The sequence below is a fragment of the Robertkochia solimangrovi genome (assembly GCF_007279655.1).
In the GTDB taxonomy this organism is placed as follows: domain Bacteria; phylum Bacteroidota; class Bacteroidia; order Flavobacteriales; family Flavobacteriaceae; genus Robertkochia; species Robertkochia solimangrovi.
This window is the reverse complement of the sequence record NZ_QKWN01000007.1, coordinates 55796-78213: the sequence shown is the minus strand read 5'-3', so window position 1 is coordinate 78213 and position 22418 is coordinate 55796. Positions and strand designations below refer to the sequence as shown.

The following is a 22418-nucleotide window of genomic DNA, read 5'->3' as shown; positions in this document are numbered from 1 at the left end:
CATTTTTCAAAGTCGCAAGTAATTCTTATTCCTAAGTAATTCAGCAGGTGTTGGTGACAATCAAATTGAATTGATCACATAGGATGCTGAGCAAGTTATATAGTATTGAATTAAAGATGAATCAGAGCTTCATCCATAAATCAACACGCTTAAAAATAAAATAATGAAGTAGTTGAAAATTAAAATATCAACTTTGGAGAAAGCGACTAATGCTTTTCATAGGATACATTGTTGTACACCGTTTTTTATTCTTTGTCAAAGCCATTAAATTCCATTCTTTTCATTGTCGGACAATGGTTAACTACTATATCAAATTCCGACACTTTTTCTTTTGGTGTTACATACCATTTGCCAAAACTGTAAGTTAGCAAATAGACATTTTCAATTTCAGTCGGCTTAATAGTCAGTTCAGTTTTTTCAGTTTCCGTCTTTTGAGGAATAGTTCTTAATTCCAATGAGATTTCGTTTTCAGTAATTTTTTTTAATCCAGCTATTAAGTCAGCATCAGGTTCTAATTGATAAAAGAAGAGAACCGAACTCTTATTTATTTCAAAAGCGGTTGTATTTCCATCACAAGGTTCGTAAATCACAAATTCATTGTTTAATTTCTTTAAACTTATCCAATGTTTTGGGAATTGCTTTAAGTCAATCATTATTGGTTTATGTTTTTTTGAAATTTCCTTTTCGTGATAAACAATTGCGTCATTATCCAATCGGTTTGGTTTCCAATTAACCAGTTTTTCAAAATTTTCTGAATTTCGAGTTGTGTCGATAAATAACTGATGTTTGGAAAGGTCGAGATTTTTCGGATTGTTCTTTTCCAAAATCGTGTCCAAGTCAACTTTCCAAGCAGCAATTTCAGTCGGTTTATTTTCCTCCTTTTCTGATTTAGTTTTCTCTTTACAAGAAACCAAAATTCCAAATATTAATGCTATGAAGATGGCTTTTTTCAAATGGTGTAACGGTCGGGCTATAGTTTCGTTGCGTGAAAATCCACTAGGATTTTCCCATGTAAACCGAAGATAGCAAATTTGCGAGGAAAGTCAGAAGCAATGATATAGCCGTTGTTACAAGTAGTTTTTTAATCATAAGTGACTTAAATTCAATTCCATTTTATTGTTTAAAGTATCTACTTTAAAATAAAACAATTCAGCTCTATTTATTTCGTTGTAATTATATTCAAAATCAAATCCGCTTTCATATTTTTTCCACGAGCCTTTATCCGATTCCATTTCCGCACTTTTGAGAATTTGCTCTACAATATTTTGCTCATCAGATTCTTTATATTCAATTATCAGTCCGATAGAATAATCAGAGTCAAAAGCTCCTTCTGTATGTTCAATAAGGTTTTTCAGAACCTCAAAACCCTTTGGAATAATTAAGTCCGTTTTTTCTTTAATTAAAGGTTCAATTCTATCTAATGCTAATTCTCCGTCAGGCTTATTCATCGTTCCAGCAAATAGGTAAACCATAGATCCGAGAGCTAAAATTGGTGTTATAGCGATTGATAATAATGCAAAACCAGTCTTTTTTTTACCTTTTATAATCTGCCAAATAGATGAGATTAATAGTATCAGAAAAGAAAAAGCAAATAGATTAAACCCAAAATCAGTATTTGGCAATATAATTCCAGTAATAAAAAAGATGAAAGAAATTCCGAAAAAGAGAAGCGGAATCCACCATTTGATAACTAAATATTTCTTTAAAAGTTCTGTCATTCTTAAATTAATGGTAACAGTTGGTATAACCGTCAGTTACGGGTTAATATCGTTAATTTTTCGGTTTGGAACTGACGTTAGCAATTCCGAGTGGATTCGGACGTAGTCTCCCAAAGCTTCGGGACGCTGTAATTGCGGTTATACATTGTTACCTGCCGTATTTTTTTCCATATTTTCTTAAATCTTTTTTCAGATGTCAGTAATACTATAGCTCCATTTATCGCTCTCGAACCGTAAATACTTGCAGATTGTTCTTTAGTCAAATATTTTATGGCGTAGGTTTCCACAAGCAATAGTTCTTTTAAAAGTTCTCTGTTCTGTAACGGTCTACCATTTACGACAACAAGTGGTTCAGGATTTCCAATTCCGCCGTCTCTTATTTTTACATTAGGATTAGATTCCGAAATTTTTACTCCGTAATTATTTTCAGTTTTTTCTGAATTATAGTTCAGAACTTTAAAAATTAGTGAGTCGACATATTTATATAATTTCTGTTCGGATAGTTTGTCAAACCTCATTAATTTTAGTTCTTGTGGATTTTGTTTTATTAACTCAACAACTCTGAATTTGTCAGCAATAATTCCGTTTTGATAATATTCAATTATTTGTCCGAAATCTTTTTTTTTCAATTTAATTTTCTCCTCACCAACAATTCCGCTAATTCTTGGTGGTTGTGTGCATATATTTAATTCGTTGGTCTTAAAGTTTCTCCTTATGATTGTCCATTGAGTTTGGTCGCAATCTTTAATATTTGGATAGAATTTAATTGTGTCCACTTTTGAAAACAGTTCGGTATTCGTTTTCCAATTACCATTCAAATCTCTTTTCTTTATTTGAGAGAAAGAGAAGTTGGTTAAAAGGAAAAAGTATATCGTTAAAGCTATAATTTTCATTTGTAGTTATATGACAGGTAACGGTTGGGCTATGAGCCGGGGTGGGTGAGTGGCTCGATCCAAGCGTTGGCCTTCACCTCTGGCCGGGCTCGAGCCACCGTGTTGCCAGGCTCATTTTTATTGTGGATTTAAATATAAGAAAATAGTCGAAACTTGTAGGAGCCAAGCCATGGCTTATAGCCATTGTTGTGTGTAATTATTTTTAATAGTTAAACTGTATTTCTATTTTTTCTTCTTTTAATATTGCTGAAACCCAAGGCAAATTCTCAATCTGTTTTAAGTAAGTGTATGAGCCGTTGGTTCAGGTTAATTGATTTAGTTCTAGAGTCTAATCTAAGAAAATATTCTAAATCTAGTAGGGTTTAAGAAATGGCTTTTATACACCTATGTTGTAAACAGTTATTTTTTATTTTCATTTATTGAATATTCCGTGTATTTGTCATAAGCCATTAAGTCAAAAACTTTTGATTGACCAGTTTTTAACCATCTTTTGAAAATCAGCTTTCCATTCATATACACGTAAAGTTCGTTGTCCTTTGTTTCTTTATTAAATACGATAAATCCAATTTAACAGCCGCAATACATATCAATTTCCGTATTGTTTTCAGTTTCTTTAATTTCAAAATAGCAACCAGCTCCATCGTCAGTCGGTCCAAATTTGGTTTTATCCGAATTCCATCCGTGTTCTATTTCCATTGTCGAACTTTTAAAAATTAATTCAACCCATTGAATTAAGCTTTTTTTGTCGGTTTTCGGTAAAGTAAGTTTTGTTGTTATTCCGCCGGCTTCTCTACATTGCTCTTCAGAGTATACAATTCCGTTTTCAAATTTTTGTTTAAAAGCACAAATGCTATAATCAGGATAGGCATACTTTTTAACTTCTAATTTTTCAGATTCCACTTTGTAGTTCCGATTTAGGTATAGGTATGTAACGTCTTGCGAATAATTGGTTTTTTTCAATTCCTCAGTTAGTTCCACAACATTTGGTCTTTTCAGCTCAAAGTTTTGTGAGATGCTGAAAATTGGAATAATTAGAAATAATATTAATACGTATCTCGATTTCATAATATGTGGTACAACGGGAGTCTGCGCAATAACTAAATTTAATTCTCTGAGATTCCCGTATTTGATTTTTTTCTCAGATACCCCTCCAAATATTCTAGTATTCAAAATAGGTTTTTGCGCAGTCTGACGGTTTGTGTATGAGCCGTAGCATGGTTTAGCGCGAACCAATCCAAATACAAAACTCAGATGGAAAATCTGCAAGGATTTTCCAAAGTAGTTCTGACCAAGCAATGGCTTATATAGGTTTTTACCAGCTGGCTTTATTCTTTTATTTTCTTTAAATATTTATAATCATTTCCTTGTTTTAGTAAAACATATTGATTCCAAAATTTTTCATCATTTAGATTATCAACGGAAAAATTCCATTCGGTAATAGAACCAATTTGGTCAACAACTTTGCTTCCAAATAAATTGCCTTTAATGTCTACAGGCTCAAAATAGCTCCACTCATATAATTTTTGGCAATCATTAAATGCCACAAAATAGTGAAGTTTTTTTATGCCATTCTTATCGGTTACAAGGACAGGATTAATCGCTAAATCCTTATTTTCTGAATATATTAAAGAGTGAACAGATAATTTTGAATATCTGTCAGGGTTGTTTTTCTTTAAAATTTCATAAGCTGGTTCAAAAATGTCTTTGTTTAATTTTTCCTCAAAAGAAGTGTTTTTTGATTGTTTTACTTTTCTCAAAGAGTCTGCTACAATTTCGTATAATCCAATATAGTTTCTATTATTGATTTCATCTGACTTCCACATATCTTCACCATATTTATCCCAATCTGGGTCTTTTTTTAAATCAGGGACTTTTTCAAATAAATTTGTTTCCCAAAAGTCAGAATTTAATTCTGTTGAATTTTCTTTGAAAAAATTCCAATGTTGAAGATTGTTAAAATATTGTTCCTGTCCTTCATTTATTGAGTTTGCTTCAAAATAAGTAACGTTTGATTTTTCATAATACCATTTATCATTGTATTGTACAGCTTTAATAATGTAAGCATATGTTCTTGGAATTTCTTCAAGAAACTCCTTGTCTTTAATGTCATTTGGTGAAATGATTTTTGCGTTTTTATCTTTCTTATTTTTAGTTAATTCTTTAAAATCTTGAGAAGAAACTTGTTCAATAAAAAAAGCTACAAATTTTGTTTTGTCAGCATTTAGTAATAATTGAAAAGGTTTATCATTATTATTGGATAAAATGGTTTTTAAAAATTGCTCATCAAAATCTTTTCTTAAATATACATTTGAAAGAATATTTAATCTTTCTTGACTTAATTGTTTTTCTTTTTTTAATGTTGGACTGTTAATTGCAATTGTATAAATAATATCGTTCAATGCTTTCGACAAAGCATTGTTAATTGTACAATTAATTGATTCATTAACACACGCAAACTCAAATCCTGGATTATTCCAGTCTCCAATATAAGATTTATCTAATATTATTGAGTTTGATATGTTGTCAAATAATTGGATTTGTATTTCGGCATAACCAACATCATTCTTTTCGTACAACTCAATTTTGGAGAAATTAAGAACATATTGAAATTTCTCATTTTCGGATATGCTTTTTAAATTAGTTAATGAACCATCGCTTTTTTTGTCTTTTAGAATAATTAATAGCTTTGGGAACTTTTCAAAAAAACGATATGCTAAAAATTGCTCTGAAATGGAACTTGCATTTTTGAAGAAATCTATGTTTTTAGCAAATTCTAATTCACTTTTTAACATCTCTCGAATGTTTTCGGGTTGTGATAAAAAATCTTCAGATTTAAGATAGAGTTCTGTTTCTGAAGTATTATTGTTTTTTACAATACTGTTATTATATTCTGTTATTTCTTTCTTGAATGATTTCTCAAATTTTGTTTCATTTGGGGAAAGTATTAGAATTGTTGGTTCAAGTTTTTCCTGTGCGAAAGTTAAGATTGAGACTAATAGAAATATTAAAGTAAATAATTGTTTTTTCATTTACGTTTTGTTGGGTTCAGCTTGCTGGTAACGGTATTGTATAACAATCAGTTGCGGATTGATTTGAAACTAAGATAGCTAAAATTACCAACTTTTATGCTTGCGCGGTTGTGTCCGCAGGACATAAAGCCACAATTGTTGTTATACGGTGTTGTGCGTTCGTTTTTTTATTCGTTCGTTAATTTTAACAGTCCAATTATAATTCCGTTTTTCATAATTGGGTCAGAATAGACTATTTTCATTTCCCTATTTGGATTTGCCATTCTTATTCTATCCAAAATGTATTTTTCTATCGGAAAAGGTGAATGACTTCTGTTTTCGTTCTCAAATGTTGCTAAAGTTTTATTTTCGGAAACCAACTTTATTTCACGTTTCATAATTTCATTGTTGAAGTCATAAAAGAATTTCAAGTACAGATTTTCATATTTGTCTGATTTTTTAATTTCGGCAGTAAATCGATTTGAATCAGCCACATTACTTGCAAATAGTAACTCAGAATCTATATATAGTTGCCAATTTGTAATTGTATCAGAAACTATACTTGTGTTTTCCCTTTCTTTCTTTTCAATTTTTGAATTTAGTTCCGTATTCGATATATGTATTTTTATTCCATTGAATTCCATTTTATTGTCGAGTTCATACCTAGTATTAGATTCGTAATATGGTTTCCATTTTTGTAATGCCAATTCGCTATCGTCATTCCACCCAATGATTTTGTATCCACTTGGAATCAATCCAGATTTAAGCTCATTTCTACTTTCATTATTTTCTATTACTGACCAAAATACTCTTGAATATCCAAGTGCACCTTTGTCAAATTGATATTCGTAATATTTATATTTTTCGTTTGGTGATTTAGATTCAGAAAGAATATTCAAATTCGGTTCATCAAGAGAATGTTCAGAATTATAAGTTTCTGTGAGGTCGTCAAAATCAGAGTTGATTTTAATTGCAATTCTTATTATTCCAATCAGAATAATTCCAATAATTATTAAAATCCATTTTTTCATTAAAACTTTAAATTTTGATTTTTATGCGAACTCCAAAATGACGCTCATCGGTATTGGATATGAGTAGTTGCGTGATTTAGCGGTTAACTTTGCAAGCCTGCTTGTCGGCAGACAGGTACACACCAAACTGAAAATCCGCGAGTCCCGCACGTGCGGGAAGCAGTAGTCGAGAACAAGCAATTACTTGTGGCCATTGTTGTATAGCGTTTTTACATTTGATTAAATACTCCATCATAATCTATAGGATATATGATTTCATAATTCCAATCATCTTTTGCAGTATTTAACCTTTTCATTATTAAACTATTCTTTAAAATTCCCTCTTGATTCAGAATGTTCATAATCATTGAGATTGACTTTTTCCATTCGGTAACTTCAAATAACATATTTGCTCCACCTGGTCCTAAGTCTCCTGCAACCCATTCGCCTAGTCCGTTACTTTTCAGTTTTTCGTGAATCTTTTCCTCCATTTTATGTCTTAAGTCCAAAACTTGAAAGTCGTTTTCGTTTTTGGGTTGCATTTGAACAAAAATGATTTTTCCAATATTATCAAAATTGTCTCTGTAGCCTTTTTCCTTAAGATTAGAATTTATTGAATCAATTTCAGATCTCGATATTGTTCTTTTATTTTTTATTGTCTGAAGAGTGTTGTAATTATCATCAAAACGAATTTCTCCTTCTATCAGATTCAGAGTAGAGCTGTCTTTTACAATTCGACTAAATTCAATTTTATCATCCGTTTCGTTTTTATAGTTTGAGCTGATGTATTCAATGTCCACTTTTTCGGTTGGTTTTTTATCTGTATGGCTATTACAGCTCAAAATAAGAAATGTTAAAAATATTATACCTATATTCTTCATTTTTCAAATGCTACACAATGGTTTGGTACATGTTATCGGGGCGGATCTCGGAGAGCGTTCCTGTCCAAAGGACACGGAACTGCAATGCGAAAATCCGCAGTTGGCGTACCACTAAACCCCGCCCTGCAATATGTACCGTGTTAACGCCTGGTTTTTATTCATTTTCTTTTATAAACACTATTATTTTCAATCGTATATTTTCAAGTTCAGAACTTTGTTGTACACAATTCTTTTTCACAATGTGATTAATCATCTTAAATTTTTCGTTTGTCTTTTCAATCGGATTTTCGTCAAAGTAAAATTCGTATGCTGCAAAGTCAATCCATTTCTCATAATTGTCAGAGTACAACTTGTTATTTTTAAGTTTTATAAAATCGCATGGATATTTTTCCAGATACGCTTTACAATCTTGTCCAATGTATTCAGATAATGCTCCGTCCGTGATTCTTAGAACGCAGTTAAAAACATACAAATAGAAATCTTTAGTTTCCTGATTTGTTGTTAAAACACTGTCAAGAAATGCAAATGTTAATTCATCGTCCGACACTGCAAATTTTCCTTGATAAAATAGTTTTGAGTACTTGTCAATGGCAGGATTATTTAAGTAAAAGTTGATTGGCTTATTATTAATTGAATCAACTAACCATTCATTGACTTGATATGGAAATTCCTTCGGGTTATTCATCTCTGGTATTTGACAATTTCCAATAAGCGAGATTAAACCAAAAATTATGATTAAAAATGCTTTCATGTTCTCTTTTTTTAAACTTGGCGTTAACTTTGTTTGTATGGTGTGTATCCCGAAGGGGATGCACTATACGGTGTTGTAACACGTTTTTATTTCAGATTTTCTTTTAAAGTATTCGTTTTCCTTTCCATTGTTATTATTCGACCATCTTTAATTTCAGTTCTAATTCCAATATTTTTTTTAAAAACTCCGAAATTTTTGTATTCCTTTCCGCAAACAATAACAGCGTCAAAGTTTTTATTATTTTGAGTAATCTGAACGACTTCAATATTTAGTTTCTTATTATCCAGTTCAGCCGTTTTTTTCTTTTCAGAGTTTGAGTAAGTCGATTTTATATATTCACTAATTTTAGTCAAATATTCATTCAGGTTATCAATTAGTTCATTATACGTTTTTGTTTGATTTTCTAAAACTCCATTTGTTCCAACATTTAAATACAAGTCAAAAAATCTGCGATTTTCATCATAAATAATCTCTGAAAATATGATGAATCTATCAGCATAAAATTCCGCTTTATTTTTTCGGTTGTCAGAGTTTCCAATATATGATTTTTGTTCAATTATGATTGGTTTTAAATGTGTTACAACGCTCCGGTTTATGAGCCGTTGCCATAGCAGATCGTGAACTGTACTAACTTTTGGCTCGATTTGTATTCACGGCCTAATGTAAGAAAATATTTAAATAGGGGAGAGGAACCGGCAATGGCACATACATCTTGTTGTACAACGTTTTTTTATTTTATTATTTGTCCGATTAAATCAGAGTTGATTTTCTCGGTGTTTAATTTTATATATCGATAGGATTTGACTTTAGAGCTATCAAGTTCCAAAATCAATACTTTATTTTTATTCGAGTAAGCAATTCTATTATCGAAAGTCAGGAAATCATTCCCGAATTTTGATTCCAATTCCGTTTTTGAAAGTCCGATGAGATTAGCTTTTCCTAAATCCGAATCTTCATTAAAAACCCTGAATTCAATCAGAATTTCAGTTTCATCTTCATATCTGTGTTTGTTCTTTCCGAATTTAAAAACCACTATACGATCAATTTTTCTTGGGTCAGTAAAATCCTCTCTTGGGTAATAATAATCATAGAAAATAGAATCCTTAATTTTTGGATTAAAATAGTAGTCAGTTCCATTTGTTACGCTTGTTGTGACGTAATTTGGGTTTTTTAAGTTTTTGAAAGTTTGTAAATCAATAGGATTTTCTAGAAAAGAAATCAGTTTTGGATTTTCAGTCGGCTTTTCAGCTCTTTCTATTTTTAATTCAGTTGAATCGACAACAATTTGGACTTGTTCAGTTTTCTTTTCAGTCGCATTTTTGCAACCTAAAAAAACTAAAAATAATATCGTTAAAACTCGGATTTCCATTGTTTGGTCAAATGTTGTACCCCGTATTAAAATTTTAAAGGCAAATTCATCCTTGCATATAATGCCACATTTTTATTGTCATATTTAGCAGGAATCAATTCCGTTGTGTTTTTCAGTACAAATGCTAATTGAGATTTTTGTGATTCTTTTATATTTCCATTGATAGCATAGATTTTAAATTGACCATTTATATCAAAATGAAAAACTATATTAACCTGCCCTTTTATACTTTTTAATTCTTTGTTTTTCTTTATTGTAGGGAGGAGAAATTGGATGAACTCAGGATTAATTCTAATACTGGTCATTCGGTTATTTGTGAATTTTGTTTCCAAAAATAAAAGGAGAAATTTAGCATTTCTTTTGAACTTAGGCAACTCATCTACATCGTACCGCCACATTCTTTCTGAATATTCCAGTCTACCACATAATTGAGTAATCAAATCATAAGACTCAGTAACTCCTAATCGATAAGACTTATTTAAGTATTCGCAGGCCGTTTCTTTATTGTTTAGTTTAAGTTCCGTTAATGCTAAATTGAAGTGAGCGTCCTTATGTTTCTTATCGAAGGATATTACTTCTAAATACTTTTCTTTTGCTTTTTTGAAGTTGTTTTTCTGGAATGCATCGTTTCCTTCATTAAAAATGGTTTTAACATCTTTGATTTGTCCAAAGGAATTAATGCTGATAAAAATCGTAAGAATTATAACTAGGTTTTTCATATTATGGGGTACAACGGTTTTGCTATGAGTAGGCGGGCTTTAAAACCTACTTTCCTATCAGCCGTAACCATAGTTTTTTAAAAGTATTATTGTTTCGTTTAGCACTGTCCGCCCGCTTGCTTATAGCCGTTGTTGTGGGTAGTGTTTTTTCTTTTTCTTCCGTTCGTTGTTGTTCGCCAGACTCGTCTTCATTTCCGTGAACATATTTGTCAATCCACTTTCTCGCTTCCTTTTTTAGTTCTTCTTCAATGTTGTTCAAGTCCGCACCTTCAAAGTAATAGTTCACTCCTAATTCTTCTAGTTCGTCCCATCCGTGATAAATCATATAGAAGGTCATAAGACCCGATTCAAAGTCGTTTTCCTCGCATAGTTGGTAGAGTGATTTCAAATTCTTTCTTATCTCACGTTCGTTTAGAATTTCGTTCAAGTGGTAATGCGTTTGTGCAATCACAGCACTTTTATAGTCTAGTTCTTCAAGTCCTAAATCGTTAAGAACGTTTGTTACATAAGGACTAATTTCAAATCTGTCAATCGGTTTAGAAAATGAAGCAAGCATTAACACATTGTCAGTCTCATTTCCTTGTCGGATTAAGTCAATAGCCCAGTCAACCGCTTTAGAATAGTCGAAATGATCAAATTCCTTATGGCTTTGAATAAGTCTTAATATGTGATGTTCGTCTGTCATTTTACATAGCCCACAACGGTTGGTATAACCGTCAGTTATCGGTTTGGTTTACTTTGTTTTTCGGTTTAGCACTGGCGTTAGCAATTCCGCGTGGATTCGGACGTAGTCTCCCGAAGCTTCGGGACGCCGTAATTGCGGTCATACATTGTTGGCAACTGGCTTTTTATTCTATGTGATACCATTTATATTCTTTTCCGTTCCAGAAAATAATTCCGCCACCGTGAGATTCCTCTACGCTCATATAAATTCCGTTTCCAATTAGTTTGAAATTTTTACTCTCATCTTGTCCGATTATGTCTCCAGTTTTTTCGTCAACCAAAGTCGGTGAAACAATTTCTCCTTTCGGTAGAGTTTTGAATACCTCAATCCAATTTAAGTCGGTCATTTGGTCAACTTCATTTCCAGCTCCAAAAATGAAACTTTCTTGGTTTGGAGAGTTGTTGAGAATCAAAACTCCGATTTTGTCATTGTTTTTGTTTTTAACAAGAGAAGTGAAATCCGCTTTATTGTCTCCGTTAAAGTCTCCAATCAGATTTTTGTCGGCTATTAATTCCAAAGAATCAGGAACTTTTGTTAAATCCACTTTTTCGGTCGGTTGAACTTGTGATTCCGTTTCTTCTGTTTTGGGTTTAGATTTCTTTTCTACTTTTTCCTTGCAGGACGAAAAGCATAAAATCAGAACGAATAATGTTATTGGTAATCTCATTTTTTAACTTGTTGCCAGCGGTTTGGCTAAGCGCAGTGTCCCGCAGGGCATTGCGTATAGTTGTTGTTGTACTGCGTTATTTTATTTCTTTTAATCCAATCCTTTTTAAAAAAGCATATGTTTCATCATAAAACTTTGGCTTTCTGGTTAAATCTTTTTTTGATCCTTCGGGAAGATAAATCACCATGCCTTGTCTTGCTCTTGTAAGTAAAACTCGATAAGTGTTCTTTAAATATTCCTTAGAAACTTCTTGATTTATGTTTTGCCATTTAGTCCCTTTGAAATTTTGATAATTCCATTCGTTATTTTTCAAATAGAAATTGGCACCCCAAGCTAAACATGTCCAATCAATTTCAAGACCTTGAATATCAAACTCTGTGGCAATTTCTTCTAGGAAATATGATGATCTTATGTCATTTTTATCATTTAAAAACCAATTGGGCGCTGAAATTTCGTTTTTAACATCAATTCCTAAAGCCCTTAATCGTCTTGCACCCGATGAAGCAATAATTCCTGTTCTTTCACTCCCTTTTGCTTTTGAATTCAGCCATTGTTTGGCTGATTCAAGATTTCTGGTTAAAACTATTGGGTAAACTGAATTTATTTGGTGGAATAGCTCGAAGGCTTGTTCGATATTCAATTCAAGAAGGTTATGAATAAACTCAGCAAGCTTTTCAGATCTAAATGACCTAACAGAAACGGAAAGGTGTAATTCTGTTTCAGAGTTTGCATTATGATTTAACCAATTTTGAGTTTCATGACTTTTTACATAATTGTTATTGCTGGTAATTAAGCTAGAAAAATGAATGTCCCAATTTGAATAACTTTTCTTGAGCGAGCTAATCCATTCTTCGAGACCTGCTTCACCTGTGTTTATTTCCTGACCACCGCCAATTAAACAAACAATTGTACACCAATCATCATGTCTGTCCATTACATCTATCAAAAACTCTGGTTCTGACATGTTGAAGTTTTCTATTCCTTTTTTACGCTTCATGAATGAGCTTACTTGACTTTCATTCCAAGCTCTCTGTGCTTCATCGAAGACAACTACTTTTTCGGTTGGTTTAATTTTATGTTTCAAATACTCGTCCCTGAAGTGGTGAATATTTTGAATGAAAGCATTGGTTTTTCTTTGAGCTGACTTTTTTGAGATTGTGTTTCCATCTTCCTTTGAAGTTAATACCAAGTCTCTTGCAAGCGCTTCTCTTAGTACATCGACTAAAGGGCCATTACCGGAAAGAAAAACGGCATGTTCGTCTTCATCCGCTTTCATTCTTTCATTTGCAATATTTAGTCCTGCAAGAGTTTTCCCTGCTCCAGGAACACCTGTAACGAAACAGATTGCTTTTCTCCTGTTGATTTTAGCATTTTCAATTATTGAGTTTAAGCAATTTGCCGTTTTGGATAGGTTTATTGCTCCGGAATCTGATCTGGAAATTTCTTCTACATTGTGCCCTTTATATAGAGCTTTTGCTGCTTCAACAATGGTTGGAGTAGGTTTGTAAATAGAGTTTTCCCAACAATAATATTCAAATGAATTTACTTTTTGATCTAAAAAACCCAAGAGAGTTTCTCGCAAATTTTCCTTGTTTGTTTTAGCCACTTGGTTGTGATCAAGTATGTCGTTCTTTGGATTATCAACCTTTTCTGCATTAGTAGAAATTAATACTGGAATCAAAATTTCATTATGGCTTCCTTCATGAAAGTTTTTCAAATCGAGAGTATAATCGAGTACTTGCTCCTGGTCATGAAGGCCATAATTTTTATCTCCTACCTTAAATTCTAAAAGGAAAATTTTGTCTTCTAGAATTACAACATTATCAACTCTTTTACCCATTCTAGGAATTGCAAATTCAAAATAGATTTGTCCGGGTAACCCTTGCAATTGATCTTTTAAAATATCAATTTGTTTAAGCCAAGCATTCTTTTGAAGGTCTTCAAGTTGTCTATTTGTGTGATTAATGCTCAGTTTTCCGAGAATCGAGTTTTTGTCCTCCGTAATAAAGTTTGTAATCGAATTTTTGTAGTATGCTCGATTCATTTATTGGGTATTCTTTTTAATACAGTACAACGGTCTCGTATAACCGTCAGTTACGGGTTAATATGCGTTTATTTTTGGTTTGGCACTAACGTTAGCAATTCCGAGTGGATTCGGACGAAGTCTCCCGAAGCTTCGGGACGACGTAATTGCGGTTATACATTGTTGTGGTGTCGTGCTTATTTTTCATCTTCAATTAATTCAATTTCCACTGATTCCTTTGGTGGTGGAGGTGGTGGCGGATTATCAATTTTTTCATTTAGCCATATTTTCAAATCTTTTCTATTTGTTACTTGCTCAAATGAAGTTGTTAATTTGTTTAACGTGTTCGGTAATTTTTCAATTCCGTTTTTGTCGTATGATATGTAAATCAATAGCTTTTCAGGATTATCACTCAACTTTGGGTTTTTACCATTATTTTCCAAATCTCTTTTTAAAATTTGTGGCAAACTGTCTAAAGGATAAAATTTCTGGTCTGCTTTGTTAATGGTGTCGTTATGAATTTCAATAACATTCTTTTGCTTAACCAATATGCAAGCTAAACCTTCCCAACAAGGATTTCTCAAATAAATTCTTTTAATAACGCTGTCGTTTTTTAAGGTAACTTTTGGAAGGCTGTCATTACAAACAATTTGTTCAGTCCGTTCGAGTATTTTTTTCCAATCATTGAATTTCAATAGGTTTAATTCTATTGCAATACTGTCATTTTCTTGTCCTAAAAGTCCAAAATCTTTTTCAACTATTCGGATAGATTTTTTTTCTGCATTTTGACAATTTAAAAGAGTCAAAAACATTAAGATTAAAAATGATATTTTAAATAGACTTTTCATTTTCTCGTATGCACCACAACGGTTTGTGTAAGGACAGTTGCGTATGCAAGCACCTAACTTACTAAAAATGGACTAACCAGAGGAAAATCCGCAGGATTTTCCGAGTAGGCTAGAACCAAGCAATTATTTTTACACGGTGTTAGCAGCTGTTTTTTATTTTCGGTTCATAATTATTCGGGATAAAAACTTTATTTTCCGATTTCTCAATTAGAATTCCTAATAAAGTTTGGATTTCGTCAGTTTTATATTCCGTTGTTTTTATTGAGATTTCAGATTTTGATTTGAAATCAAGTTTTAAATTTTTACTAAATCGGTCAAATCGGATTTGAGTGAGTTCAGTCAGATTTCTTTTTTGGGTCCAACGTTTGTTTAAAATCAAGTCATTGTCTTTTATAAAAAGCGTAAATGGTTTTTTCTTTTTATAAATAAACCACATAATTAAATCGGTTATCGGAAATGTCCAAAATATAAAAATTAGAAAAAAAATATTTCTATAATGATCATTTCCAAACCATAACAAAAAAGTCCAAGCAATAGCATTAATAAACTCAAATATTCCGAATACATTTCGCTGACTTCGCATTTTAAAGTCAGATTCATAGTTTCTATTCAGAACAGAATATTCCCATAAAATAGTTGTCATTAAAATTGAAACTACCAACGCAATAATCAGAGCAAGAGGAAATTCAGTTTCCATTACTTGTCCGTAAGTCAAGATGATAATTAGTAATATTAATGTTATGAAATATTTCATAAGTTGATAGTTGGCTTAAATTGTTGATAACAGTCTCTACTATGAGTAGTTGCGTGATTTAGCGGTTAACTTTGCAAGCCTGCTTGTCGGCAGACAGGTACACACCAAACTGAAAATCCGCGAGTCCCGCACGTGCGGGAAGAAGTAGTCGAGAACAAGCAATTACATGTGGCCATTGTTGTGCTTTCGTTATTTTTATCATAGCGGTTTAACTATTTTTCATTTTCTATTAGCACTAACAATTTTTCAATTTGGTCCAAAAGAGTTTTGTACAAGGAGTTTAAAAGTAATCGGTCATTTTGCAACAGAGCTAGTCTGTTAATATATAATTTCTGGCTATCATCATCAAATTCTTCTGGGACTAAAACATAGTAAGAATGTTGTTCTTTAGCCCGAATAGATTTAAAAATTGGCGCTAGCTCATCATAAGAATCTTTTGATACTTTGGTTGCTAGATCTTCCCAGAGAGCTACCCTGGGTAGTTTGCGGTCAAAAATATCAACTAGATAAAACCTTATTGAATCATTAGATATTAACTCAGCACCGATAGATTTTAGATTCTCATAGGCAATTGTTCTTGGATACAATTTTACAGTTTTAAAAGCCCATCCCATTTTTATACCAAACAATGACTTATTATACTGACTGTAATTTATTGTGTCTAAATATTGAATAATTGAATCAGATACTTTTAATAATGAATTTAAATCGGAAATGTCACTCTCTAGTTCAATTTGTGTGTTGATCAAATCATTTTCTATTTCCAGCAAAAGAGTTTGTTCTTTAGTTTTTAATTGGTTTGCTTGGTTCAAGTTGTTTATATATAAGGCGATAAGGATTCCAATCACAACAAGTACAATTTCTCCAATAGCATATTTTAAATACTTTCCAGTTTTGTTTTCCATTAACAGGTTTTGTCTAATTTTTCTAAAGAATTTTATCATTGGTTATTGGTTGGTCATAATGAAGTACAACAACGGTTTATGTATGATTAGTGGCGTCTTTAAGCCACTAATTTAGCAAATGAAAACCGAATAGAAAATCCGTTAGGATTTTCGTAAGCAAGCTCGAACTAGCCATTAATTATACACTTTGTTAGCTGTAGCTTTTTTATTTCAGTTGTTCAAATTTCTGTTCTAGTCTAACAAGCCATTTTTCACGCTTTTCTTTCGTAACCTGTTTCACTTGGTTGAAACTTATCCATTTTCTGTTTTTGAAACCGATTTTCCAAAAAGTTCCCATTATCATTGTTTTCTTGATAGCGTTTCCGAAAAACAACCAATACAAATAATTGGGTGTGTTCATGGTAGTAATCATTGTTTCGCCTTTGAGGTTTTTCCAAAGCGGTTTCATTCTCGTATTTTCTGCATTTGTGTAATCGTAAGCAACTCCCGGAAAAATGACTTTGTCCACAAAACCTTTGGTTAATGCAGGCATCAATTCCCACCAAATCGGGAAAATGAAAACCAAATGGTCAGCATTTTTAATTCGTTCGCTGTATTCTAAGACTTTCGGGTCGATTGGTTTTTTGTCCCGAAAACCTTTTAAATCTCCTGCCGTCATTACAGGATTAAAATTGTCGTTGTCCAAGTGAATTAAATCAATTTCGTGATTTGCTCTTTTCAGTCCGTTGATTACGGAATTAAGGATTGCGTTGCAAAAACTTCCTTGATAAGGATGGTTAAAAACGATTGCTACTTTCATTTTGTATCACTTAAAATTATGGTACAAAATTGGGCAGTTGAAAATCGGCAGACGATAACAATTGTAAATAAATACTTTTTAGTATCGGTTTCTTATTCGGCTGAGCGAAACAGAAGTTATTCCCAAAAATGAAGCAATATAATGTTGTGGAATTCTTAAAATTATTTCGGGATTGGTTTTCATCAGTTCAGCGTAACGCTTTTCGGGATTGTCTTTGATGCGGGATAAAAACAATTTTTGGTACAAAAGCATTCTTTGAAAAGTAAATTCTTCTACTTGCGATTTTATAGTTTCGGAATTTTCTAAAATGAACTGAAAATCTTTTTGAGTAATGGAATGAATAATTGAAGGTTCTATACTTTCGATGGTAAACATACTCGGTTGATTCCCGATAAAACTCTCGATAGAAGAAACAAATTCGTCTTCAAAAAAGAATTGAAAGGTAATGTCTTTTCCGTTGTTATTGAAGCAAAGTCGTAAGCAACCTTTTTCTATAAAAAATGCTTTTTTAGATTTTTCGTCTTCGTTTAATAAAATAGTTTTAGCAGGAATTTCTTGTCGCTGGAAAAGGTTTTCAAATTTTGTCCATTCTGAAAAAAGATTTTTAAAAATTCCCATTTCTTTGTTTCGTTTTGTTGTGGCGGTCGCTTTGGTAGGGTTACAGCCAAAGATCTTGGCTATGGTTTCGTTGCGGAAAATGTCTGCAGGACTTTTCCGCCAAACCTAAAGATAGTAAAGTTGCCCAAATAAACTGTGTGGATTACCGCCGCAATGAACTATAGCCGCTGTTGGCAATAGTTATTTAATTTTTTTTCCGTTTTGATATTCTTTTTTTGTTTCAGTTCCATCGTCTTTGAGACAATATTCTGTTCCATTTTTCTTTCCATTTATAAATTCACAACGGTATTTCAATTTTTTTCCGTCTTCTGCGTAACCCAATTCAAGTCCGTGTTTCTTTTTTCCCGAATATTGACAACTGTAGATCAGTTTTCCATTTTTGAATTGCTCTACGAGGATTTTTATTCCATCTTCGTTATAAGTTGTGGTTTCAAAAATTTCACCATCCAGATGATATTTTATTTCTTTTGAGACAATAAATGGGTTATTCGGATTGTAAATCGTTTTGTTAGAAACTCTTATTTCTTTTCCGTTATAATATAAGTTACTTGAGAGAATGATTCCATTTTTATATTCTTCTTCGTAAACTAAATGTCCATTGTTTCGATGACTTTGAGCAATTCCTGTAAAGAGTTGGTCATTTGAAACTTTATAAACCAAATTATTGTCATTGTAGGTTTCCTTCATTCCGATCTTTTCTTGTGAAATCAGTTTGTTGAAAGTAAGAAGCATTAATAATATCAGAATGTGTCTCATTTGGTCATAATTATTGCAACGGTTAGCGTATATGAAAAGTAGCGGTTTTGCTACTTCGTATTATTCCGATTTGTAATATAATTAATTTGCAGGAGAATCAATTCGTCTAATCATCAGCCGCTATTTTTCATTGGATACGCTGTTGGCAAATGTTTTTTTATTCATTTTATAATGTAAATTCAAGAATCTCATTCCATAAAAATTCAGAATATGGTCGGCTCTTAATACATTTTCTTCGTCTTCGTAAACTCTAATCCATTCGTGCATTGATTTTACAAATCTTGCCCAATATTTGCCCTTGCCATTTGTCAGCGTAAAGTAAAATCCATTATCTCCAAATTTTTTCCCATCAGAACAGAGTAGAAGTGAGCCATCTTTCCCAACTATTTTACTCATAACAACAGATGCGTTTCCATTTGGTAATGGAAAAACAACTTTAAGCAATGGTTTTTCATAATTTGGATTTTTACACGTTGTGTAAATTCCGGAATATATTACATCTTTTGTGCTCTTAATTATCCGATACCAAATTGTCCATTTGGTTTCCATTGTCTCCTTACTTTTTAATTTGATTATTTCACTTTTTAGTCCTTTTGCTGTGTCTATTGAATTCAGCGGTAAATTCAGTTGTTGAAGTCGTTTGCTGAAAATTAAATAAAGAAGTTTACCAAATAGTTTGAAAACACCTTTCCATTCACTCCAAACTTCAAAATCATAGTCAGAAGTATTTTCGTAGAAGTCTGCAACTTTTTTATTCAGACGATATTGGTTTTGGTCGGAGATTCCAATCTGTTCCATTTTTTCTAGAAGTCCAGAATTCGGTAAGTTTTTTTGAATTTCCAAATTCTCTTTTTCCGCTAATTCAAGAATGAACTTGTCTTTAATTATGTCAGTATTTCCAATAGGTCCGATTAACCACTCAAATTCATCTGGTTTTATTCTTTTTCCAGTTGTTTTTACCCAAATTTGTGTGATTTTATCTTGTATTGCCATTAAGTAGGTTCAAATGTTTGCCAACGGTTTGGCTATAGCTCGTGGCGGGCGGTTTTAATGCTTTTTCCGACAGCGATGGAAAGCCTGGTTAGGTACATGAAATTATTATTTTTTGCAGTAAGAAACTAGACATGAGCTATAGCTAATGTTGTAACCCGTTATTTACAATAACAGTCTTTATTAATCATTTCGATTTCACTAGCTTCTTTAGTTTTCAATTTACTTTTCTTAAGTTGAAAATCATTAAAGTCTATTTCATAGGTTTGATCACTTTTTTTTCCACCATCCAATATAGGGGCAAAATAAACTCCATTAGATATACACCATTTCCCAAGATAGAAATTTAATTCTTTGTTCAAACGAACTTCCTTTTTCTCTAAATCATAAATTGTTAGACCGCTTATGTCAGATGACCAATCAGATACAAGATATTTTCCATTTTCGGTCAAAAAATATTGGCCTCCTGCAAATCTTTGAATTTTTCCATTTTCCTGAATAATTATTATTTCCCCACTGTAATCTCCAAATTTTGAAACTATAAATGGGTGATTTTTATTCTGGTTTAGGGAGTAGGTTAGACCAAAACTACTACCCACAGGGTCTATGTTTCCATAGTTAATTTCGTCAATTAACTTATTACCCTTAATCGTTCGGATTAATCCTTTACAGTAAAAGTCGTAATTATTTTCAGAAGGGCTTAACTGAACTATTTTAATATTTAATTCTTTGATGTGTTCTTCTTTGACAGTCAGGCTTACAGTTTTATTTGTCAATTTGCCATTTTGAACATATCCATTCTGGATAAATGAAACTCGACTTTTATGTAGATACCCAATCTGTCCCTTTTTGGTTTCTATAAGCCACCAATTAGAATCGTCATTTTCGAAAAATGTAAAATATTCTTTGTCAAATATTTTTCCAATTATTTCACTTTTATTGCTTTTATCAGATCTGATGTTAGTATATCCATCTTCATCTCTTATGACACCTATTTTAGATTGTGAATATCCTGTAAGATTTAGAAAAAGGACTAAAAAAATAATGATATGTTGTTGTTTGGTCATAATGGGTTACAACGGTTCGGGTATGATTTCGGCGTGGATGGATCCGCCAGGATTTATCCGCGTAAGAAATCAAATTAAATATATGCTTTTACTTTGGTTCACACACCAACACCACGCTGAATCATACCCATTGTTGGCGTGTCGTTTTTTTCTTTCTTAATGGTCAATTTCCATTTCCCATGTTCCTTGGTAATTCATTTCAAGGTGGTCATAGGATGTTTGTTTGTCTTTCAATATTTCTGTTGAAAATTCCTTGTCAATTGGTTTCTCTCTTAGTTTGTAATCGGTAAGAGTATCAATTTTGTTCATTGAAGTTGCTGGGTCTGAGTTGAAGTCAATTACTTGTTCTTCTTGAACATAGAAGAATGAGTTTGTTTCAGGGTCTAGAATTGACTCAGACTTTTTCGTGTAAACAACTTGAATAAAGTCCTTGTCACTCAAAAGATAATAGGTGTATGTGAATCCATACTCTCCACAAGTTATTGAATCAATTGCAAGTCCGAAATTTGGTAATGAATATCTTCTTATGGTTCCCCAACAGTCACCTGCACCATACTCATTCAAACTGTCCATTTTCATTTCGGATAGTTCAAATGTCCCAATTACAGGAATATCAATTTTTTCTAGTTGATAATCTGTCTGAGTCGATTTTTCGGTTAGTTTTTCAGTCGAATCAACTTTTTGTGTCAGGTCAGTACTTTCAGTGTTTTTTGTCTTTGTGTTCGTCTGTGAATTACAAGAGCCTAGCAAACAAACTATGATTATTATATAAATACTTTTCATTCGGTTTCTTTAAATGCACGCCAACGGGTTTGTGTATGGCTCGTTGCGGGAAAGTCGACAAGATTTTTCCGCCGTAACCGAAAGATAGCAAATTGCAATGAATTCCAATTTAGGAATTTAGCCGCAATGAGCTATAGCATCTATGTAAAAACAGCTTGTCGAGTATCTTTAAAGTTCACTAAAACTTATAGAGATGGAAACACAACAAACTGCTAGTGCCAAGTTATTCATTGGAATTGACATACACAAACGAAGTTGGAAAGTTCATTGCAGTACAGATCTGTTTGCCGGTAAATCTTTTAGCATGTCTCCGGATCCGTTGAAATTACGAACTTTTGTCAAAAAACATTTTCCTGATCATGAAGTGAGTACCGCCTATGAAGCCGGATGTTGTGGTTATTCAGTACACCGAAGTTTTATCTCATTCGGATGGAATTCCCTGGTGGTAAATCCGGCAGATATTCATCGCAAAGGCAAAGAGCGGTTTACCTAATGGAATCACATATAGAATGCTGAGCAAGTTATATAGTATTGATTTAAAGATGAATCAGAGCTTCATCCATAGATCAACACGCTTAAAAACAAAATAATGAAGTAGTTGAAAATTAAAATATTAACTTTGGAGAAAGCGACTAATGCTTTTCATAGGAGCCGTTGTTGTAGGTAGTTTTATCTTTTTTAATCCATTTTTTTGTTTCTTTCAAATTCTTCATTAAAAAATATACCGAAAATTTCTGCTAACGTTAAAAGTATAATAACCCAATAAATACTCATAATTGTCAGTCCAGAAATGGCAAATGCCGTAAATAATATTAGTCTTAAGGTGTAATGAACGTTTTCTAATAAAAGGTTTTTACTGTCTTGCTCATTTTTTAAAAGAATATTTTTTACTTTTTCTATGAGGAGAGATATTATAATTGAAAAAATCCCAACAATAAAGGAAGAGAATAAAAAAAACAATGTGATTTGGTCAGAGTATTCTTTGAAATAATTTTTCAAATATGGAAATAAGATTAGGGCAAAAATGGTTGCCAGCACAATTCTAATCACTCTAAGTGTTATTTCCTTTGTCATATTAACTTTCCAAATTACCTACAACGGTCAGGCTATGGCTCGTGGCGGGCGGTTTTAATGC

Annotated in this window: 25 protein-coding genes; 1 reads left to right on the top strand and 24 read right to left on the bottom strand. The window is 32.3% G+C overall.

Annotated elements, in window-relative coordinates:
• Positions 1-245 precede the first annotated feature (245 nt).
• The 23 genes from DMZ48_RS10625 to DMZ48_RS10515 form a co-directional block, all read right to left on the bottom strand.
• Positions 246-953 carry a hypothetical protein gene (locus DMZ48_RS10625; RefSeq protein ID WP_199287968.1) on the bottom strand — a complete coding sequence of 236 codons (708 nt, stop codon included), beginning with the start codon at positions 951-953 and terminating at the stop codon, positions 246-248.
• Positions 954-1085: 132 nt separating this feature from the next.
• On the bottom strand, positions 1086-1718 hold the full coding sequence (locus tag DMZ48_RS10620; protein ID WP_143955126.1) for a hypothetical protein: 633 nt from the start codon (positions 1716-1718) through the stop codon (positions 1086-1088).
• A 77-nt stretch (positions 1719-1795) separates the two neighbouring features.
• The gene (locus DMZ48_RS10615; protein WP_143955125.1) at positions 1796-2611 is read right to left on the bottom strand and encodes a Plug domain-containing protein; all 816 of its coding nucleotides are present in this window, start codon (positions 2609-2611) and stop codon (positions 1796-1798) included.
• A gap of 567 nt (positions 2612-3178) precedes the next feature.
• On the bottom strand, positions 3179-3781 hold the full coding sequence (locus DMZ48_RS10610) for a hypothetical protein (protein ID WP_143955124.1): 603 nt from the start codon (positions 3779-3781) through the stop codon (positions 3179-3181).
• A 155-nt stretch (positions 3782-3936) separates the two neighbouring features.
• A complete protein-coding gene (locus DMZ48_RS10605; protein ID WP_143955123.1) occupies positions 3937-5640 on the bottom strand; it encodes a hypothetical protein in 1704 nt (567 codons plus the stop codon).
• 167 nt (positions 5641-5807) lie between these two features.
• Positions 5808-6650, bottom strand: coding sequence for a hypothetical protein (locus tag DMZ48_RS10600; RefSeq protein WP_143955122.1), 843 nt, complete (start codon positions 6648-6650; stop codon positions 5808-5810).
• A 209-nt stretch (positions 6651-6859) separates the two neighbouring features.
• A complete protein-coding gene (locus DMZ48_RS10595; RefSeq protein WP_143955121.1) occupies positions 6860-7510 on the bottom strand; it encodes a hypothetical protein in 651 nt (216 codons plus the stop codon).
• A 154-nt stretch (positions 7511-7664) separates the two neighbouring features.
• Complete coding sequence (locus tag DMZ48_RS10590; protein ID WP_143955120.1) at positions 7665-8261, bottom strand: hypothetical protein; 597 nt, start codon at positions 8259-8261, stop codon at positions 7665-7667.
• An 86-nt stretch (positions 8262-8347) separates the two neighbouring features.
• Positions 8348-8698, bottom strand: a complete 351-nt coding sequence (locus tag DMZ48_RS10585) for a hypothetical protein (RefSeq protein ID WP_143955119.1) — start codon at positions 8696-8698, stop codon at positions 8348-8350.
• Between the two features lie 293 nt (positions 8699-8991).
• Entirely contained in the window at positions 8992-9630 is a 639-nt protein-coding gene (locus DMZ48_RS10580; protein ID WP_143955118.1) for a hypothetical protein, read from the bottom strand.
• Between the two features lie 26 nt (positions 9631-9656).
• On the bottom strand, positions 9657-10349 hold the full coding sequence (locus DMZ48_RS10575) for a tetratricopeptide repeat protein (protein WP_143955117.1): 693 nt from the start codon (positions 10347-10349) through the stop codon (positions 9657-9659).
• Positions 10350-10395: 46 nt separating this feature from the next.
• Positions 10396-11034, bottom strand: coding sequence for a hypothetical protein (locus DMZ48_RS10570; RefSeq protein ID WP_143955116.1), 639 nt, complete (start codon positions 11032-11034; stop codon positions 10396-10398).
• A 163-nt stretch (positions 11035-11197) separates the two neighbouring features.
• Positions 11198-11740, bottom strand: coding sequence for a hypothetical protein (locus tag DMZ48_RS10565; RefSeq protein ID WP_143955115.1), 543 nt, complete (start codon positions 11738-11740; stop codon positions 11198-11200).
• A gap of 76 nt (positions 11741-11816) precedes the next feature.
• Positions 11817-13784 carry a DUF2075 domain-containing protein gene (locus DMZ48_RS10560; protein WP_143955114.1) on the bottom strand — a complete coding sequence of 656 codons (1968 nt, stop codon included), beginning with the start codon at positions 13782-13784 and terminating at the stop codon, positions 11817-11819.
• Positions 13785-13960: 176 nt separating this feature from the next.
• Entirely contained in the window at positions 13961-14611 is a 651-nt protein-coding gene (locus DMZ48_RS10555; protein WP_143955113.1) for a hypothetical protein, read from the bottom strand.
• A 139-nt stretch (positions 14612-14750) separates the two neighbouring features.
• Positions 14751-15365 (bottom strand): hypothetical protein, encoded by a 615-nt coding sequence (locus DMZ48_RS10550; RefSeq protein WP_143955112.1) that lies wholly within the window; start codon positions 15363-15365, stop codon positions 14751-14753.
• Positions 15366-15577: 212 nt separating this feature from the next.
• A complete protein-coding gene (locus DMZ48_RS10545; RefSeq protein WP_143955111.1) occupies positions 15578-16270 on the bottom strand; it encodes a DUF6090 family protein in 693 nt (230 codons plus the stop codon).
• 205 nt (positions 16271-16475) lie between these two features.
• A complete protein-coding gene (locus DMZ48_RS10540; RefSeq protein WP_143955110.1) occupies positions 16476-17069 on the bottom strand; it encodes an NAD(P)H-dependent oxidoreductase in 594 nt (197 codons plus the stop codon).
• Between the two features lie 78 nt (positions 17070-17147).
• On the bottom strand, positions 17148-17687 hold the full coding sequence (locus DMZ48_RS10535) for a Crp/Fnr family transcriptional regulator (RefSeq protein WP_143955109.1): 540 nt from the start codon (positions 17685-17687) through the stop codon (positions 17148-17150).
• Positions 17688-17867: 180 nt separating this feature from the next.
• Positions 17868-18443: a toxin-antitoxin system YwqK family antitoxin gene (locus DMZ48_RS10530; RefSeq protein ID WP_162558705.1), complete on the bottom strand. Its 576-nt coding sequence runs from the start codon at positions 18441-18443 to the stop codon at positions 17868-17870.
• A 120-nt stretch (positions 18444-18563) separates the two neighbouring features.
• Entirely contained in the window at positions 18564-19436 is an 873-nt protein-coding gene (locus DMZ48_RS10525) for a hypothetical protein (RefSeq protein ID WP_143955107.1), read from the bottom strand.
• A gap of 158 nt (positions 19437-19594) precedes the next feature.
• A complete protein-coding gene (locus DMZ48_RS10520; protein WP_143955106.1) occupies positions 19595-20500 on the bottom strand; it encodes an SH3 domain-containing protein in 906 nt (301 codons plus the stop codon).
• Between the two features lie 156 nt (positions 20501-20656).
• Complete coding sequence (locus tag DMZ48_RS10515; protein WP_143955105.1) at positions 20657-21283, bottom strand: hypothetical protein; 627 nt, start codon at positions 21281-21283, stop codon at positions 20657-20659.
• 193 nt (positions 21284-21476) lie between these two features.
• On the opposite strand from DMZ48_RS10515, the gene DMZ48_RS10510 reads away from it, so the two are divergent.
• Positions 21477-21776 carry a hypothetical protein gene (locus DMZ48_RS10510; RefSeq protein WP_199287967.1) on the top strand — a complete coding sequence of 100 codons (300 nt, stop codon included), beginning with the start codon at positions 21477-21479 and terminating at the stop codon, positions 21774-21776.
• Between the two features lie 185 nt (positions 21777-21961).
• On the opposite strand, the gene DMZ48_RS10505 is transcribed toward DMZ48_RS10510, so the two are convergent.
• Complete coding sequence (locus tag DMZ48_RS10505; protein ID WP_143955104.1) at positions 21962-22357, bottom strand: hypothetical protein; 396 nt, start codon at positions 22355-22357, stop codon at positions 21962-21964.
• Between the last annotated feature and the right edge of the window lie 61 nt (positions 22358-22418).